Here is a 15,383-nt window from a genome sequence, read left to right as displayed (position 1 = left end):
AACTCCTTCCGCAGGCGGCGGACGCTCCCGACCGTACTGGGTCCCAGACGGGTGCGCATCCGCTGTGAGCGCGTGTTGCCCGGTACCAGAGCCTGTGCCAATGTCGAGTCATGGACGTCCCGGTGCGCAGGCGTGACTTGCCAGGGCTGGGCAAGCTGTTCGAGATCGGCTGCACGAGCGGTGGCCGAGTCGCTGTCGTCGTGCAGAACAACGGCACGCGTCACCTCTACACGTTCGAAGAGGACGCGGAGGCGGCCAGCAGTGCCGTGCAGCTCGACGAGCTCCAGGCGCGGACGCTCGGTGCCGTGCTCGCCGGTGTCTACTTCGAACCGGCCGGTGGCAACCACGACGCACCCGCCGTGTTCGGCGCGGTGGCGATCGACTGGCTGACCGTGGAGCCGGAGGCCCGGTCCCTGTCGGTCAGCGAGCTGGGGCTGGACGGCCACGCCTCGGCGACGCTGGTCGCCATCGTGCGGGGCGAGCAGACCGTCATGAAACCGGAGGGCCACGAGCTGACGCGCTCCGGCGACCAGCTCCTCATCGTCGGGCACCGCGCCGACATCGCGGAGGTCCGCGCCAGGCTGCTCGGCGCCGCACAGGGCTGAGTCCGCGGCCCTACCAGTTCGCCGGTGGGTCGCTGGCCGGGAACGAGTCGCGGCCCCACACCTCGACGAGGTCGACCACCGGCGGGTCGGCGCCGATCACCGCGACCGGGCAGCGAGCGCCGTCGACGACCTGCTGGCTGACCGAACCGAGCAGCATCCCGCGCCACGCGCCGCGACCACGGGTACCGATGACGACCAGCCGCGCCGCCGCAGAAGCGGTCACCAGCACGCGCTCGGCGGGACCGTCTTCGACGGCGGTGACGACGTCGAGGTGCGGATGTGCCCGGCCGACCGCTTCGCGCCCCTCCTCCGCGATGTTCCGCGCGGCGAGGAGCCGCCGGTCGGAACCGTCGCCCGCGGACACGTCCCCGCCCGTGGCGGTGACGATCAGCAGCCCGCTCGACGTCGCGGCGGCGTGGTCCGCGGCGAAGCGCAGTGCCGCGGCGGCTTCCGGCGAACCGTCGAACCCGGCCACCACCTCGGGTGTGGCACCGGCGGGCCGGGGGCGGCCGTCGGACCTGACCACGACGACGGGGCAGCGGGCGCGGGCCGCGACCGAGAAGGCCACCGACCCGAGGAGCACCGACAGGGCCCGGCCGAACCCGCGGCTGCCGACGACCAGCAGCCCGGCGCTCGCGGCGGCGTCGGCCAACGCGTCGGCCGGCGCGGTCGCCAGGGTCACGCCCGACACGTGCAGGCGGGGCTGGAGGGCCCGCGCCTCGGCCACACCCGCGGCGGTCACCTCCTCGTCGGCTTCCAGCCCGCGGGGTGACGGGTCGAGAAGACCGGGAGCAGGCCCGAGCGTCATCCCCGGGTAGTTCGCGGCGTTCATCACCACCAGCGGCACCCGCCGCCGGGCGGCTTCCTCGGCCGCCCACGCCAGCGCCACGCGGGCGTGCCGCTTGCCGTTGTAGCCGACCACGACCGGCCGCTGCCGGAGGTGACCGAGGTGCTGTCCCAAGTGGTCGGAGCTCATCGCTCACTCCCTTCTGGTGCAACAGGAGCCGGTTCGGCGGAGGTCATCCGGTCACCTGGTTCCGCTGGACGTCAGGCAGACCGATGAGTTCGGCCGGGTGGTGCCACGAGCCCAGGAGGAACGTGCTCGGTGCCGCCTGACCGGCCGACCACGACGGGACTGCTCGCCCGTGTCGTCGTGCCGGCAGGCCGGGCAGAGCCGCAGCTGCGGAATCGCCTCCAGCAGACGGAACGGGATGTCCGCGTGGCAGGTCTGGCAGCGGCCGTAGGAACCGATGTCGATGCGCAGGAGGGCGATCTCGATGTCGGTGAGCGCGATCCTGGCAGCGGCGGTGATCTGTTCGGTCACCTCGCGCAGGGCGTGGTCGCCGGGCAGGGGGGCCGGTGCGTCGAGCTCCGCGAGCTGCTCGCGCCGGAACGCCCTTTCCCGCTCCAGCCGGTCCTTCAACGCGGGCAGGTGGCCGGTGAGCCGGTTGTGTTGCGCGGTCTGCACGATCGACACGCTGTGCATGGCACGACGCACGTCAACCTCCTTCGTCGAGGACTTCGGCCGGTTGACATCAACTCTGCCCCGCGCACCCCGGGTTCGGCAGCGCGTCCGGCCGGTCAACTCGTCCGTGATCAGGTTGCCGACCGTCGGCAACCTGATCAGGCCCCGTCGGTGGTCTCGTCTCCCGGCCAGCCGAGCAGCCTCGCGCCCAGCACGCTGGTGTGCAGGGTGAACCGGTGGCCGGGGTCGGTGGGGTCGTAGCCGGTCAGCGCCTTGATCCGGCCGAGCCGGTAGGTGACCGCGCGCACGGACAGGTGCAGCCGCCGAGCGGTCTCGGTCGCCACGTCCCCGGTGGCGAAGTAGGTCTCCAGGGTGGCCAGCAAGGGCTCCGCACCGCCACGGGCCTTCCGGAGCGGACCCAGGACGGCGTTCACCAGGTCGACGATCGCCGGCTGGTAACGCACCAGCACGCGGTAGACGAGCAGCTGCTCGGCCCGGATCACCGGGGTGTCCAGGTGCAGCCGCGCCGCCATTGTCAGCGCTTCGCGCGCCTCCTCGTAGGAACGCGCGATGCCGTAGGACCCCGGATACGCCCGGCCCACGGCCACCCGCCACGGCCTGCCCCGCGGCAACCGGTCGAGCTCGGCGAGCATCAGCGAACCCAGGTCCAGCGCTTCGGACTCCCCCGGTGCGAGCACGACCACCAGTCCGTCCTTCGCCGCGACGAGGACGTCGCGGTCGCCGAGGAGGTCCAGCACGAGGCGTTCCAGCGAGCTCGTCGCGGCGTCGACGTCCGGCAGCCGCCGCCGCGGTGCGGCCAGCGCGACCTGGTGCGGCCGGGTCAGGTCCAGGCCGAAGGGTTCCGCGCGCTCCACGACGCCACCGACGTCGGCATCACCGCGCAGCAGATCGTCGACCAGCTCCCGCCGCAACGCCTCCTCGCGCCTGACCATCCGGCGCCGCGCCGAGTTGTACCCGTCCGCGAGGATCGCCACCGCGTCGGCGACCGCGTGCATCACCGCCTCGGCGGCGGCACGCACGACCTCGCTGTCGGTGGAACGGGCCACCACCGGGAGTTCCCGCCACAGCCGCCAGGACGCCGACAGGTACAGCTGCACCGCGGTACCGGCCGACACCCCCAGCTCCGCGGCACGGCGCCCGAGCGCCTCGACCGCCTCCAGCTCCGAACGCCGCGGCCGACGCCCGTTCGCGGCGGCGTCGGCGAGCAACGGCAGGAAGTCGCCCAGCAGCTCGACCGGCACGTCACCCGCCGCGGCACTCACGTCCCTGGCGACCGCGGCCAGCCAGGCGTCACCGAGCTCGTCCGGGTCCGCCTTCCGGCTCCTGCGCCGGCCCTTGGGGGTCATCGAGGCACCTCGCCACACTCCCGGCGGATGCTGATCGCTTGCCGCGTCATCGGAACCCCCGACCCGTCTCGAACCCGGCCCCGCCCGTCACGCGGCCCGCGCGACGAGGTCCTGACCTCGCGCCGTGCCGACCGGCTCGACAACGCTGTTGTGGCGCAGCTGAAGCCGATCGGCGAGCTCGCGCACATCGGGACCCCCGATGTTCGCCGGCCTCCGGCGCGACCATATGGGCGTTGCCGGGCGTCGGCAAACTGATCTCGCCCCACTCGACCGACGGGCGCTCCTGCCTTTCCCCGTCCTTGCACGCATGGTGGAAGCAGATGAGCACGCACATCTCGATCACACCATCGGAGGAAGAACTCACCACAATGGACACGAAGACGTCGTCGCCCGACTGCAGGGCACCGCTCGATCACGGCAACCCGTGGAACTCGGAACGGATCATCGCGCTCAGCCTGACGCCCGGAGCACCGATCAAGCACCTGGCCGTGTTCCTGGCGTCGGGCCTCGCGTTCCTCGTCGTCGGACTGCTCTCGGGCACGGTGTACTGGGTCCTCGGTGTCGTCATGTTCGCCATCGGGATCATCGCGCACCACATGTCACCTGTGCCGGCAGGACGCTCGCGCAAGGGTGCAGCTCCGGTACCTAGAAGGCCATCAGCGGGCAGAGCACCGGTGTCCCGACCGGCTTCCCCGCGCCGCACGGCGTCTCCGCCGTCGTGCTCGCCGGGATCAGGGCACCAGGCTCGCCGCGGCGTCGGCGAAGGTGTCGACGAGGGGTGACCGGCGGGTCGCGAGCCAGGCCAGGCACACCTGGTTCGGCGCGATGTCCTCGACCGGGATGCCGATGACGTCCTGGCGGGTGTAGAACAACGCCGCCGACCGGGGGATGACGCAGATCCCCGCTCCGGCGGCGACCAGTTCCAGCTTCTCCTCGACGCTGTCCACGCGCGGCACCTCCGGGCGGTCCCGCTTGCGCAGTTCCAGGGCGATGTCCCGCCACTCCGGGACGGCGGCGGGGTCCTGCAGCAGGTGCTCGTCGGCGAGTTCGGTGACCGACACGGACTCCTTCCCTGCCAGCCGGTGACCGGCGGGCACCACCACGACGCGGGGTTCGGTGAACAGCGGCCGCACGGTGAGCCCGCGCTGGTCGACCGGCAACCGGACGATGCTGACGTCCACGCGGCCGTCGTGGACGACCTCCACCTGGTCGTGCCAGCTCGTGCGCAGCAGCCGGACGCTGACCTCCGGCCGGTGGCGGGCCAGCGCCCGCACCGCAGGGGTGACCACGATGCCCGGCATGAAACCGACGGTGAGCACCGGCTTCGCCCCGGCCGCTGCCGTGACGCGCCGGTGCGCGGCTTCGGCCGCTGCCAGCAGGTCGCGGGCGTCGGTGAGGAGCTGTTCGCCCGCCGCGGTGAGGACCGTGCTCCGGCGGTCGCGGACGAACAGCGCCGTCCTCAGCTCGTCCTCGAGGGCGCGGATCTGGCGCGACAGCGCGGGCTGGGCGATGTGCAGCCGCGCGGCGGCCCGCCCGAAGTGCAGCTCTTCTGCCACGGCGACGAAATACCGCAACCTGCGCAGGTCGAAGTCCACGTCGCTCACCACCTCCGGTCCGATCGCCCCATCATCGCAGGCCGGTGATGCCGACGCGGCATCACAGCGCGCGGAACGGGTCTTGGACGCATCCCGGGTGCCGGGGCCACCGTGGAGGAGCAGCAGAACGCGGAGGAAGGAACAGTCATGAGGGTCTTCGTCACCGGTGGGTCGGGTTACATCGGCCGCGCGACGATCGGCGAGCTGGTGCGCGCCGGGCACGTCGTCGAGGCGCTCGCCCGCAGCGACCGCGCCGAGGCGACCGTGGCCGCGGCCGGTGCGAGCGCGGTCCGAGGAGCCCTGACCGACCTCGGCGTGCTCACCCGCGCCGCGGCGCGGGCGGAAGCCGTGGTCCACCTCGCCCAGGCCACCAGCGGAGAGGAGGACCTGGCGGCCGCCACCGCGATGCAGGACGGCGTCGGCGGCGGCACCTACGTGCACACCGGCGGCAGCTGGGTCCACGGCGACACCCACGGCGTGCAGGACGAGAGCGCGCCGTGGAACCCCCCGTCGATCGTGGCCTGGCGCAAGGCCGTCGAAGACGCGGTGCTGGCCAGGGCCGCTGACGGCGGACGGCCGGTCGTCGTGCGCCCCGGCCTGCTCCACGGCGGCGACAACCGCCTGATCGACATCTTCTTCGTCCAGCCGGGCAAGGAGAACGGCGCGATCCCGTACATCGGCGACGGCGGCAACCACTGGGCCCTCGTCCACGTCGAGGACCTCGCCCGGCTCTACGTGGCGGCGCTGTCGGCTCCGGCGGGCTCGGCGTACCTCGGCGTGAGCGGAACCAACCCGACCGCCAAGGAGGTCGCCGAGGCCTGCGCCCGCGGCGCCGGACTCGAGGGGAAGACCGCCTCCCTCGGCATCGAGCAGGCCCGCGAGCAGATGGGCCCGATCGCCGACGCGTTCGCGCTCGACCAGGAGCTCACCCCGGCCAAGGCGCGGCGCGAGCTGGGGTGGACGCCGGTGCACACCGACCCGCTGACCGAGCTCGCCGCCGGATGAACCCGGCGGCGGTCACACGAGGTCGGCGTAGGCGATGACGTTGTCCCCGTAGTCGCCGGTGGCCGAGTCGAAGGCGCCACCGCAGGTGATCAGGCGCAGCTGCGGTGTGGTGGTCTCGCCGTAGACGGTGTCGGTGGGGAAGCGGTCCTTGGGGACGCGGTCGACCCGGCTGATGGCGAAGGTCGCGGTGCTGGTGTCGTGGCGGACGACCTCGACGCGATCACCGGACTTCAGCTTGGCGAGGTCGTGGAAGATGCCGGGCTGACCGCGGCCGTCGACGTGGCCGAGCAGAACGGCGGGGCCGGTGTCGCCGGGTGCGGGGCCGTGTTTGTACCAACCTGCCTGGAGGGGTTGGTCCAGCGGTGGGACCTCGGCGGTGCCGTCGGGGTTGAGCCCCAGCGGGATCAGGGTGGAGCGGGCGCCGAGGGCGGGGATGCGCACCTCGACCGGTGCCGCGGCGGACGTCGTCGGTGGTTGCGCCGCAGCCGGTTGCGCGGCTGGTTGCGCGGCCGGACCGTCGTCGCCGGAGGGCAGGAGCAGACCGGCGGCGAGCAGGCCGGCGATCAGGAGTGCGGCCGCGGTGGCGGCGATGAGCGCGCGCTTGCGGGCGGTCACGGTGCCGCCGTGCCGTCGCCCGTGTCCACGCCCCCGCGCGGGATGACGCTGACCTGCCGGTTGCCGGGCAGTGCCGCCGTCGGCGGCGGGCTGCCGGGACTGGTCGGGGTGGCGCTGGTGGTCGGGACCGCCGTGGTGGTGCCGGGCGCGGGTTCGCGGATGATCACGTTGGTGCAGTCGGTGACCTTCCCCCGTCCCGCGTGGTCGGTGCCGTGGGCGGTGACGCACAACGGGTGGTTGCCCACGTCCAGCGGCGGGGTCTCGACGGTGTAGCGGACCTGGCGCGGACCGGGTTGGGGCAGCGCCGGGGTGATGTCGGTGATCGGCAGCTCCGGCCCGCCGTCCACGGTCAGCGTCAGGCGCTGCAGCTCGGAGGGGAACAACGTCCCCAGCACGGCCGGCAGGTCCCCCACCTCGGAAGCTTTGACGCACGTGCCACCGGTGGCGTCCGCCATCCGTTTGAGGCTGCGCGGGCCGTTGCCGCACTCGGCGTCCGGACCGAACGCCACGGTGTGGATGTCCACCCGCTCCGGCACCTGGGACAGCGCGCCCTCGAAGTTCTCCAGGGCGTGGTTGTCGCGGCCGTCGGACAGGAAGATCATGAGAGATCGGGGCTCCGTCGTCGCGTTCGCGGCCTCGGTGCCCGCCCTCAGACCGGCGGTGAAGTTGGTGCTGCCGTCCTGCCACTGCAGGGCCGCCAGCGCGTTCTGGAACTGCGGACCGGCGGCCTGCCCGGTCCAGAAGACCCGGCCGGTGGTGGAGAACGCGGCGAGGCCGACGGTGCCGACGCCCAGGTACGGCTGCTGCGCCACCTCCCGGTGGAACTGCGCGACGGCCTGCTTCTCCGCGTCCCACCCGGCCTGGCTGAGGCTGCCGGAGCTGTCCAGCACGTAGACCAGTGACGTCCTCGGCGTCGCGGTCCTGGTGCCGATCGACGCCGTGCCGACCACCGTGGTGGTGCCCTTGGGGATCACCGTGTCGGGCAGCGGCGTCTCGATGTCCACCGCGATGCCGATCCCACCGGGCAGCGTGCCGTCCACCGCACTCGCCGGCACACCGCCGGCCACCACCAGCACAGCGGCGGCCACCCCGGCTCCAAGCCTTCTCATCCGTCATGTCCTCACGTCGCGGAATTCGCCCTCCTTCAACGAGCCCGCGTCACATGCGGATATCCGCCGAACGGGTGTATTTCACGCAAAAACAAAAGGGCACCATCGCTCACGCCTGAGCGAAGAGAGCCAGCGGTTTTTCGCCCATTTGGCGCGCTGTTGCGGGATTACAGTGTGATCGGGCCAGGTCCCGGACGTGAGGAGGACTCCGATGGAAACAGCAGGTCTGTTGTCAATGGTGCGGCGGTCCCTGACGGGCGCCGTGGTCGCGGTCGTGATGGCAGCCGGACTCGTCGCCACAGCGTCCACGGCCCAGGCAGCGACCGAGCTGCTGTCCTGCACGGGCAGCGGCGCCAACACGTACCAGCCGGGGGTCACCGCGCAACCCGGGGTCGTCGCCATCAACTCCAGCGCCGACTACGGTTCCTGCGTCTCCACCGGGTCCCCCACCATCACCTCCGGCGGGTACGCGATCGTGGCCAACGGCCTGGTGTCCTGCTTCGGCGGCGGTGTTTCCATCACCGTGACCATCACCTGGAACACCGGCGAGACCACCACCGTGGCCGCAGTCGGGCTCGTGGTGCTGCGTCCCGCGAACGAGGTCGTCGTGGTCTACCAGGGCACGGTGACCGCGGGCAGGTTCACCGGGGCCACCGTCGTGATGACCGCGGCGCTGCTCAACACCACACCGGCCCAGTGCTTCACCCCCGAAGGCGTCACCGGCACCAGCGGCCCCGCGAACATCACCATCACCCAGCTCGCCTGACCTGTCCGCGGACAGCGTTCCAGCACAAGCCGTTCAGCCGATTGAGAGCGGATGAGCGAATCGCAAAACTGGATTCGCTCATCACCATTTTCGGAGAACGGGAATCCTCATGCGTCTGCGTTCATCGATCGTCGCCGTGGTCGGCGGGCTGCTCGGCGCCGCAGGGCTGTTCCACGTACCCGCTTCGGCGTCCGCGGTGGACGTCAACTGCGCACTGGGCACCCAGGTCGGCACCTACTCCCCCGGCATGACGCTGCTGCCCAGGCACATCGACTTCACCGCCACCGGCACGCTGGGCGGCTGCGTGTCCCCCAGCCATCCCGAGATCACCGGAGCGACCTTCACCTCACTGGTCAGCGGCACGTTCAGCTGCCTGGCCGGCTCCACCACCCACACCTCGGCCTACCACTGGAACACCGGGCAGAGCAGCACCGTCCGAGGTGGCTTCGAGGTCAACCTCAAGCCCGGCGGCACCACGGTGCTCGTCCTGACCGGCACCGTGGTCGACGGACTGTTCGCAGGCGCGACCGTCGTCCAGACCAAGGTCCTGCCCGCCACCGACCTCACCGCCTGCCTCACCCCTGAGGGCTTGACCAGCGTCAGCGGCACGGTCACCTTCACCGCAGTCCTCTGAGCCGCCGAACGCCTGGTACCTCCTCTGCCACACGCATGGCCCGTACTCCGGCGAAGTGGCGCTCGCCGGAGCACGGGCCAGGTGGTGCAACGGATCACGCTTGGCGCATCACCGCGTGCAGAGCCCGTTGCAGACGTACAGCCAGAACGCGCAGCAGTCCGTGATGAATGCGCAGTTGTGCAGCTGGTACTCGCAGTGGTCACTACCGGGGCACTCGTCGTGGCACTGGTCCGAGCAGGAGCAGGTGACGTCCAGGTCGTCGTCCTCCTCCACCGGGGAGGAGACCGGGTCTTGCACGGGACCGAGCGTGATGAGCATGGCGTTCGCCTCGTCGCGGCCGAACTGCCGGATGGCCTTCTGCCGCAGTTCCCGCAGGGTTCGGTCGAACTTCGAGCCCGGTTCGGGAACGGAGGTGAAGGTGCACTCGTCGCGCACGATGGCCGTCGCCCGGTCCAGCACCGCGGTTCCGGCCGGGGTCAGTCCCGCGGCGTTCGCACGGTACTGGCTGAGGTGGTCCAGCCAGAGCTGCCGCTTCGTCTCGGGCGGGAGGTGCGGGTAGATCTGCCTGCGGTAGGTCATCGGGTAGGTGGAGAAGTCCGCGTACTGGCGCGGCAGCCGGTGCATGTTCGCCTCGACCCACGCCCGCGACTTGGACCGGCCGCTGCGGGCGAACGCGGGTACCTGCCCGGTGACGGCCAGGCCGGCCACCACGGCGGCACCGACGCCGAGTTGCAGGAACTGCTTGCGCCCCATCACGTCGCCGGCGCCTTCGGCCGGAGGTGCTGCGGAGACGCGGAGCTGTCCGAAGGCCCGGACCACCCGGACCATCGAACGCAACCCCAGCCGTCGCACCAACGGCACGGCCATGGCCCGGCCCACCCATGCGCGGACCTCGTCCCCTTCGACCCGGAGGAGCGTCGGGGCCCACGGTGCCTCCGCACCCAGGGCCTGTTCCCGCCAGCGCCGGACGTCCGGGTTGCCCAGGGGGCGGACTTCGAGCTTTCCCTCGCAGGCCCGCTCGACCAACCGGGAGATCTGCCGGCACTGCCCGCAGGACCCGTCGAAGGCCAAGATCAAACGTGTTCGTGGTTCGTTCATCGTGCTAACCCCATCGTCGGCATGTCGCCTCGGCGCGGGGAACGTTCAGCGCCCCCTTTCACGGACAGGGGTGGACACAACCGCTGGTTCCCCGGAGCAGCAACCGTTTGCCGGACTGACGTCGGTAGGTCGATGATCACCGCAACGGACCGACGTTCCACCGAGACCGGGTTCATGGTTACTTCGCCGATCTTGGTTTGTCCACGAACAGTCTTTGTTCACGACGCGGCGGCGTTCTTCACGTTCGACGACGGGATTTGAACAAGCCTCAGTTCAGCACGAACGTCCTGATGCTGCGGGCCGGCAACTGGGCGTTGAAAGCCCCGTTGGACACGGTGAAGTCGTTGTAGTGCGCGAGGGTCGCGGTCGCGCTCGTCAGCCAGGTCGAGACCGTCGCCGAACCGGTGTCGCGCAGGGTGAACACGTGGTCCACCGGTGACGTGTTCTTGTTGATGGCGACGATCACGATCCGTGCCCCGCTCTTGAACGCCGAGATGTAGACGTTCGACTGGGGATTCGCGGTCGCGGTGATCCGCGAGTAGCCGGGGCGCACCCACTTCGAGAAGTGCGCCATGTTGGCGCCGCGCTTGCTGATCTGGCCGTCCTCGCGCATCGGGCCGTACGAGCGGCGGATGTACCACCACACATAGGTTTGGAAGCGGCCGTCCACCAGCGCGCGGTGGATGTTCTCCCCCACGTCGAGCGCCTGCGGCCACAGGTCGGCGGAGTCGGTGCTGTTCGGGTGGTAGACCTCGGTCATCCACAGCTCCTTGCCGCCGCCCTTCTGCTGGAACAGCGGGTAGGGGAGGTCCGCGGGGCGGGTGCCGTAGAGGTGCGCGCCGATGATGTCCACGTTCGCCAGCGCGGCGGGGTCGTTGAGGATGGGGTCGGTGAGGTTCTTGCGGTATTGGAACGACTCGGGGGCGATGACCCTGGCGTTGATCGAGCCCGCGTTCTCGCGGAGGAACCTGACGATCTCGGCAGGGGTCCACGCCGTCCATTCCTGGGCGTAGTCCGGTTCGTTCTGGACCGAGATGCCGTAGAGGTTCACCCCGTTGTTCGCCATGAATGCGACGAAGTCGTTCAGGTGCTGCGCATAGGCGCCGTAGGAGGAATACCGCAGACGTTTACCGCCGGAGAAGGTCTCGGTCATCGACGCAGGCGGGTTCCACGGCGACGCGATGACCTTGGCGCCGAGCTCGACCGCGCGCCGGGCCGTGGCGACCTCGCGGCTCCAGTTGGCGCGGTCCTCGTGGACGGGGATGCGCAGCACGGTGAACCCGAGCTGGCCCGCGCCGTTGCCGAACGCCGTCTCACGCTGGGCGGCAGTCAGATCACTGGTCCAGACGGTGTGGTTCATCCCGCCGAAGCCCAGGATCGTCTGCTGCACGTTCGACGGTTCGACGACCACCGAGGTGGCCGCCGCGGCCGGCGTCGCCCCCGCCGCCAGCACCGGCAGCGCGGCGCCCGCCACCAGCAGGGTCCGTCGCCGCACGGGCTGCGAACCCGCGGTGTCCGAGTGGTTTCGACGCTCTGCCATGACATCTCCAGGAAGTCGGCCTCAGGTGATTGGGAGCGCTCCCAGAATCAGTCCTAACAGTGGCGTAACACACAGTCAAGTCGAATGTCGTTCGATTGTGTCGAATTGCGGAGAAATTCAGCGCGGTGATTAGTCGATTTACGATTCGGCGATGGCGAGTCCTGACCGAGGTCGCGGGCGGCCGGCACGACCGGTCCCGATCGTGCCGGCCGCGCGGAGGACCTAGGAGCAGCCGACCCGTGACGCCGCCATCACGACGTCGTCGAACCACAGCGTGTCGTCACCGCTGCCGTAGCTCTCCCAGCCGAGCCGCAGATCGGTCAGTGCGGGCTTCCACCCGCTGCGGCGCAACCACTGCGCGTCGACGTCCGGAGTGGACACACCGTCCACGCGCAGACCCGGCACCTCGGTGCCGTTGACCCAGGTCCGCAGCTCCGAACCGGTGATCCCGAACTCCACGCAGGTCCACCGGTCCACCGCCAGCGGGGTGCTCTGGGCGACCCCGTTGGGGCTCTGCTCCGGCAACGTGGCGTCGTCGGACTCGCGGTTCCACTGCAGGGCGCGGTTCTGGCCGCCCATGCGCAGGTCCTTGCCGCCGTCGGCGGTGTCCTTCATCGCCGCGAACGTCACGTGCGCCTCCGGCAGCGCGGTGGTGTGCCGCACGTAGAACCGGGTGTACAGGCTGGATCCGGTCGTCTTCCTGGGCGTCGCGAGGAACACGTGGTTGCAGTAGCCGGCGCGGCCGTTGACGCGGATCGACTTGCTGCCGCTGCGCGCGGTCGAGCTGTCGACGGTCGCGGTGCCGGTTCCCTGGCAGTTCGGGAACGTCAGCGACCAGTCACCGGCCGGCGTCGTCCCCGTCTGGTTCTCGAAGCCGTCGCAGAACGCGCCGCTCGGGCAACCAGGGGGCGGTTCCTGCGAGGTGGTCGTCGTTGTCGTGGTCGTAGTTGTCGTTGTCGTCGTCGGTGGGTTGGTGTCGTTGCACCGCACGCCGTTCAGGGTGAAGTCCACCGGTGTTTCGTTGACGCCCTGGAAGGTCCCCTGGAATCCGAACTGGACGGACGCCCCGGTCGCGATGCCGCGGTTGAACGCCTGGTTCCGCGCGGTCACGACCTTGCCGGACTGCGTGACGTCGGCGCTCCACCCGGAGGTGACGCGCTGGTCGCCGGCGAAGGTCCAGGTCAGCGTCCAACCGTCGATCGGGGCGCTGTTGTTGGTCACCTTGACCTGGGCGACGAAGCCGTTGCTCCACTGGTCGACCTGGTACCCGACCGCGCACGCCGGCGCGTCGACCGCCTGGACGGACACGGGGTTCGTGATGATCACGGCCGTCATGGCGGCTGCCACCGCCGCCGCCATGATCGCGAGACCGCTCTTTCTCCGGCGCATGTGCTGCTCTCCTGTCGTGGTCGACCGATGGCGGCGGTGAAGGCGTGCATCGCGGCAGCTCTCGCTGTTGTGGTGCTGCTGGCGGAGAAAGCGAGCGCGGACCACAGGGTTCGCTCTTCTTGAGCGATAAAGCAAGGCCCATCCGGGTTACCGGGACACCGGAGTCGGCCGTATCGCCCTGCCGCACCGGCCAGTTGCCGCACCCCGTGCCCGCTGACTGGCCTGGCCGCTGCCCTGGCGAGCCCTTGCTACTGTCGGCCGCGGTCACCACCGGCCTTCAGAACAGGCGGCCGTCCTGCTCCGGTGGAGGTTCTTCGAGGTCGAGCAGGTAGCGCTTGCGGCTCAGCCCGCCCGCGTAGCCGGTGAGGCTGCCGCGGGCGCCGACCACGCGGTGACAGGGCACGATGATGCTGATCGGGTTCCACCCGTTGGCGTTGCCCACCGCCTGAGCGGCGCCCGGATCGCCGAGCTCGGCGGCCAACTGGCCGTAGGTCCGGGTCTGGCCGTACGGGATCGACGTCAGCAGCGCCCACACGCTCCGTTCGAACGCCGAGCCCCGGGGCGCCAGTTCGAGGTCGAAGCTCCGCCGCTGCCCGGCGAAGTACTGGTCGAGCTGCCGGCGGGGCTCGTCGAACGCTGAGGGATCGGCGTCACCGAGGTCGCCGAGGCGCGGAGGTCGCAGGTGGCCGTCGAAGTAGAGGCCGATCAGGGCCGAGCCCTCGCCGACCAGGGTCAGCGGCCCGACCGGTGAGTCGACGACGGTGTGGTGAACGTGCACGGTGAATCTTGGCCTGGTGCACCATGTCCTGCCAAACACGCTGCTCGCCGGACTGCGCCTCCACGAACTCGTCAGGTCACTTCTTCGGCGGAATCAGTCCCGCGCGGAACATCGCGATCACGGCGACGACGACGACCACGACCATCGGCAGGTAACGCAGCCAGAACTGGCCGGTCGCCTCTTCCAGAAAAGAGCCCGCCACACCTGCCAGCGCCCCGGCCAGCAGCAAGCCGAGCACGGCGAACACGCGGTTCCGTCGACTGGACACCTTCATGTCGGGATGATCTCCATTCGTCATCGAGTCCGTTTGCTGATCAGGTTGTAGCGCCCCATCGGCGCGGGTGGCCTCACGCCGGTCGGGTTTCCAGTCTGGTCGTAGCCGAACCCGGTCGGCTGACCGTTCGCGTTGGAAACTGTGTCCAGCAGCGCCTTCTGACCGGTGCGGGTACCGGCGATCGTCGGGCGGGTCCGTCCGCGCTCAGCGGCCGTTCTCCAGCACCGACTCGACCAGCTCCAGCACGTGGTCGACGTCGTCGGCGAGGTACATCAGGTCCACCAGCACGTGCCGGACCTCGGTCTCCGCCTCCACCCGCCTGATCAACGCGGCCACGTCGGCCACCGCGGTGGCGGAGCGGACCGACGGGTAGATCCGCAGGATCACGTCCAGCTCGGCCGGGTCGCGGCCCGCCTCGGCCGCCATGCCGCGGATCGTCGCCAGCGGGCGGTTCACCGCCGCCTCGACGTCGGTGGTGCGGGGAGGCACCAGCGCGGGCAGCCACCCGTCACCGCGCAGGGCCACCCGGCGCATCGAGGCGGGCGCGAACGCCGCCAGGTAGATCGGCGGGCGGCGCACCGGTTTCAGCGCGGCACGGGTCGCGGGCAGCGTCCAGTGCCTCCCCCGGTACTCGGCCGGGTCGGCGGTCCACAGCTGCTCCAGCACGTCGAGGGTCTCGTCGAGGCGGGTGCCGCGTTCGGACATCGGGACGTTCACCGCCTCGAACTCCTCCGGCGACCAGCCGATCCCCAGGCCGGGCACGAGCCGGCCGCCGCTGAGCACGTCGAGCGAGGTCAGCACGCGGCCGAGCAGCGCGGGCGGGTACCACGGGGCGTTGAGGACGTTGCTGCCGATGAGCACGCGTTCCGTGGCCGTGGCGGCAACGCTCAGCAGCACGAACGGGTCCAGGACGGCACGGAACTCGTCCGGGAAGCTCTCGGCCCCGTTGTGACCGGTCGTGGGGTTGACCGGCGACAGCAACCGGTCGATCACCCAGAGGCTGTCCGCTCCCAGCCCCTCGGCCGTGCGGGCGAACTCGGCCACCCGCGGCGCCTGCCAGGCCACCCCGCCCGCCTGCGGCAACGTGAAACCGATCTTCACAACGCCCCCGAACACAACGCCCCCGAACCCCGCACTGACGCG

At 70.8% G+C, this 15,383-nt stretch carries 17 protein-coding genes; 5 read left to right on the top strand and 12 right to left on the bottom strand.

Going from position 1 to position 15,383, the window contains the following annotated elements:
• The first annotated feature begins 110 nt into the window (after positions 1–110).
• On the top strand, positions 111–605 hold the full coding sequence (locus ACZ7CH_RS08745; RefSeq protein WP_360393443.1) for a cation:proton antiporter regulatory subunit: 495 nt from the start codon (positions 111–113) through the stop codon (positions 603–605).
• A 10-nt stretch (positions 606–615) separates the two neighbouring features.
• On the opposite strand, the gene ACZ7CH_RS08740 is transcribed toward ACZ7CH_RS08745, so the two are convergent.
• The 3 genes from ACZ7CH_RS08740 to ACZ7CH_RS08730 form a co-directional block, all read right to left on the bottom strand.
• The gene (locus ACZ7CH_RS08740; RefSeq protein ID WP_470373487.1) at positions 616–1,581 is read right to left on the bottom strand and encodes a universal stress protein; all 966 of its coding nucleotides are present in this window, start codon (positions 1,579–1,581) and stop codon (positions 616–618) included.
• 51 nt (positions 1,582–1,632) lie between these two features.
• On the bottom strand, positions 1,633–2,103 hold the full coding sequence (locus ACZ7CH_RS08735) for a TraR/DksA family transcriptional regulator (protein ID WP_360393439.1): 471 nt from the start codon (positions 2,101–2,103) through the stop codon (positions 1,633–1,635).
• 125 nt (positions 2,104–2,228) lie between these two features.
• Positions 2,229–3,437: a PucR family transcriptional regulator gene (locus ACZ7CH_RS08730; protein ID WP_470373486.1), complete on the bottom strand. Its 1,209-nt coding sequence runs from the start codon at positions 3,435–3,437 to the stop codon at positions 2,229–2,231.
• A gap of 320 nt (positions 3,438–3,757) precedes the next feature.
• Between ACZ7CH_RS08730 and ACZ7CH_RS08725 the strand changes: the two genes are divergently transcribed.
• A complete protein-coding gene (locus ACZ7CH_RS08725; RefSeq protein ID WP_470373485.1) occupies positions 3,758–4,219 on the top strand; it encodes a hypothetical protein in 462 nt (153 codons plus the stop codon).
• Here ACZ7CH_RS08725 and ACZ7CH_RS08720 read toward each other — a convergent pair.
• Complete coding sequence (locus ACZ7CH_RS08720) at positions 4,169–5,041, bottom strand: LysR family transcriptional regulator (protein WP_470373484.1); 873 nt, start codon at positions 5,039–5,041, stop codon at positions 4,169–4,171. The genes ACZ7CH_RS08725 and ACZ7CH_RS08720 overlap by 51 nt on opposite strands.
• 138 nt (positions 5,042–5,179) lie before the next feature.
• On the opposite strand from ACZ7CH_RS08720, the gene ACZ7CH_RS08715 reads away from it, so the two are divergent.
• On the top strand, positions 5,180–6,037 hold the full coding sequence (locus ACZ7CH_RS08715) for an NAD-dependent epimerase/dehydratase family protein (RefSeq protein WP_470373483.1): 858 nt from the start codon (positions 5,180–5,182) through the stop codon (positions 6,035–6,037).
• Between the two features lie 12 nt (positions 6,038–6,049).
• Here ACZ7CH_RS08715 and ACZ7CH_RS08710 read toward each other — a convergent pair whose 3' ends face one another.
• A complete protein-coding gene (locus tag ACZ7CH_RS08710) occupies positions 6,050–6,652 on the bottom strand; it encodes a class F sortase (protein ID WP_360393424.1) in 603 nt (200 codons plus the stop codon).
• Entirely contained in the window at positions 6,649–7,761 is a 1,113-nt protein-coding gene (locus ACZ7CH_RS08705; protein WP_470372362.1) for a vWA domain-containing protein, read from the bottom strand. The genes ACZ7CH_RS08710 and ACZ7CH_RS08705 overlap by 4 nt, the downstream gene beginning before the upstream one ends.
• Before the next feature lie 211 nt (positions 7,762–7,972).
• Here ACZ7CH_RS08705 and ACZ7CH_RS08700 point away from each other — a divergent pair, with 211 nt between their 5' ends.
• Both ACZ7CH_RS08700 and ACZ7CH_RS08695 read left to right on the top strand, forming a co-directional pair.
• Positions 7,973–8,527: a hypothetical protein gene (locus tag ACZ7CH_RS08700; RefSeq protein ID WP_360393418.1), complete on the top strand. Its 555-nt coding sequence runs from the start codon at positions 7,973–7,975 to the stop codon at positions 8,525–8,527.
• Positions 8,528–8,636: 109 nt separating this feature from the next.
• On the top strand, positions 8,637–9,161 hold the full coding sequence (locus tag ACZ7CH_RS08695; RefSeq protein WP_360393415.1) for a hypothetical protein: 525 nt from the start codon (positions 8,637–8,639) through the stop codon (positions 9,159–9,161).
• 108 nt (positions 9,162–9,269) lie between these two features.
• On the opposite strand, the gene ACZ7CH_RS08690 is transcribed toward ACZ7CH_RS08695, so the two are convergent.
• From ACZ7CH_RS08690 to ACZ7CH_RS08665, 6 genes are all read right to left on the bottom strand, one after another.
• Positions 9,270–10,232 (bottom strand): bacteriocin fulvocin C-related protein, encoded by a 963-nt coding sequence (locus ACZ7CH_RS08690; protein WP_470373482.1) that lies wholly within the window; start codon positions 10,230–10,232, stop codon positions 9,270–9,272.
• A gap of 295 nt (positions 10,233–10,527) precedes the next feature.
• The gene (gene xynC, locus ACZ7CH_RS08685) at positions 10,528–11,799 is read right to left on the bottom strand and encodes a glucuronoarabinoxylan endo-1,4-beta-xylanase XynC (protein ID WP_470373481.1); all 1,272 of its coding nucleotides are present in this window, start codon (positions 11,797–11,799) and stop codon (positions 10,528–10,530) included.
• Positions 11,800–12,021: 222 nt separating this feature from the next.
• On the bottom strand, positions 12,022–13,188 hold the full coding sequence (locus ACZ7CH_RS08680; protein ID WP_470373480.1) for a cellulose-binding domain-containing protein: 1,167 nt from the start codon (positions 13,186–13,188) through the stop codon (positions 12,022–12,024).
• A gap of 277 nt (positions 13,189–13,465) precedes the next feature.
• Entirely contained in the window at positions 13,466–13,966 is a 501-nt protein-coding gene (locus ACZ7CH_RS08675; RefSeq protein WP_360393400.1) for a methylated-DNA--[protein]-cysteine S-methyltransferase, read from the bottom strand.
• Positions 13,967–14,042: 76 nt separating this feature from the next.
• Positions 14,043–14,213: a hypothetical protein gene (locus ACZ7CH_RS08670; RefSeq protein ID WP_470373479.1), complete on the bottom strand. Its 171-nt coding sequence runs from the start codon at positions 14,211–14,213 to the stop codon at positions 14,043–14,045.
• 231 nt (positions 14,214–14,444) lie between these two features.
• Positions 14,445–15,341, bottom strand: coding sequence for a TIGR03619 family F420-dependent LLM class oxidoreductase (locus tag ACZ7CH_RS08665; protein WP_470373478.1), 897 nt, complete (start codon positions 15,339–15,341; stop codon positions 14,445–14,447).
• Positions 15,342–15,383: the final 42 nt, after the last annotated feature.

The organism is Lentzea sp. NPDC037011 (genome assembly GCF_055607425.1).
This window is presented reverse-complemented; position numbering and strand designations above follow the sequence as displayed.

Coding starts and splice junctions, on each gene's coding strand:
- xynC (WP_470373481.1), bottom strand. CDS start 11,799: ATGGCAGAGCGTCGAAACCACTCGGACACCGCGGGTTCGCAGCCCGTG.
- ACZ7CH_RS08700 (WP_360393418.1), top strand. CDS start 7,973: ATGGAAACAGCAGGTCTGTTGTCAATGGTGCGGCGGTCCCTGACGGGC.
- ACZ7CH_RS08705 (WP_470372362.1), bottom strand. CDS start 7,761: ATGAGAAGGCTTGGAGCCGGGGTGGCCGCCGCTGTGCTGGTGGTGGCC.
- ACZ7CH_RS08745 (WP_360393443.1), top strand. CDS start 111: ATGGACGTCCCGGTGCGCAGGCGTGACTTGCCAGGGCTGGGCAAGCTG.
- ACZ7CH_RS08695 (WP_360393415.1), top strand. CDS start 8,637: ATGCGTCTGCGTTCATCGATCGTCGCCGTGGTCGGCGGGCTGCTCGGC.
- ACZ7CH_RS08680 (WP_470373480.1), bottom strand. CDS start 13,188: ATGCGCCGGAGAAAGAGCGGTCTCGCGATCATGGCGGCGGCGGTGGCA.
- ACZ7CH_RS08740 (WP_470373487.1), bottom strand. CDS start 1,581: ATGAGCTCCGACCACTTGGGACAGCACCTCGGTCACCTCCGGCAGCGG.
- ACZ7CH_RS08725 (WP_470373485.1), top strand. CDS start 3,758: ATGAGCACGCACATCTCGATCACACCATCGGAGGAAGAACTCACCACA.
- ACZ7CH_RS08730 (WP_470373486.1), bottom strand. CDS start 3,437: ATGACCCCCAAGGGCCGGCGCAGGAGCCGGAAGGCGGACCCGGACGAG.
- ACZ7CH_RS08715 (WP_470373483.1), top strand. CDS start 5,180: ATGAGGGTCTTCGTCACCGGTGGGTCGGGTTACATCGGCCGCGCGACG.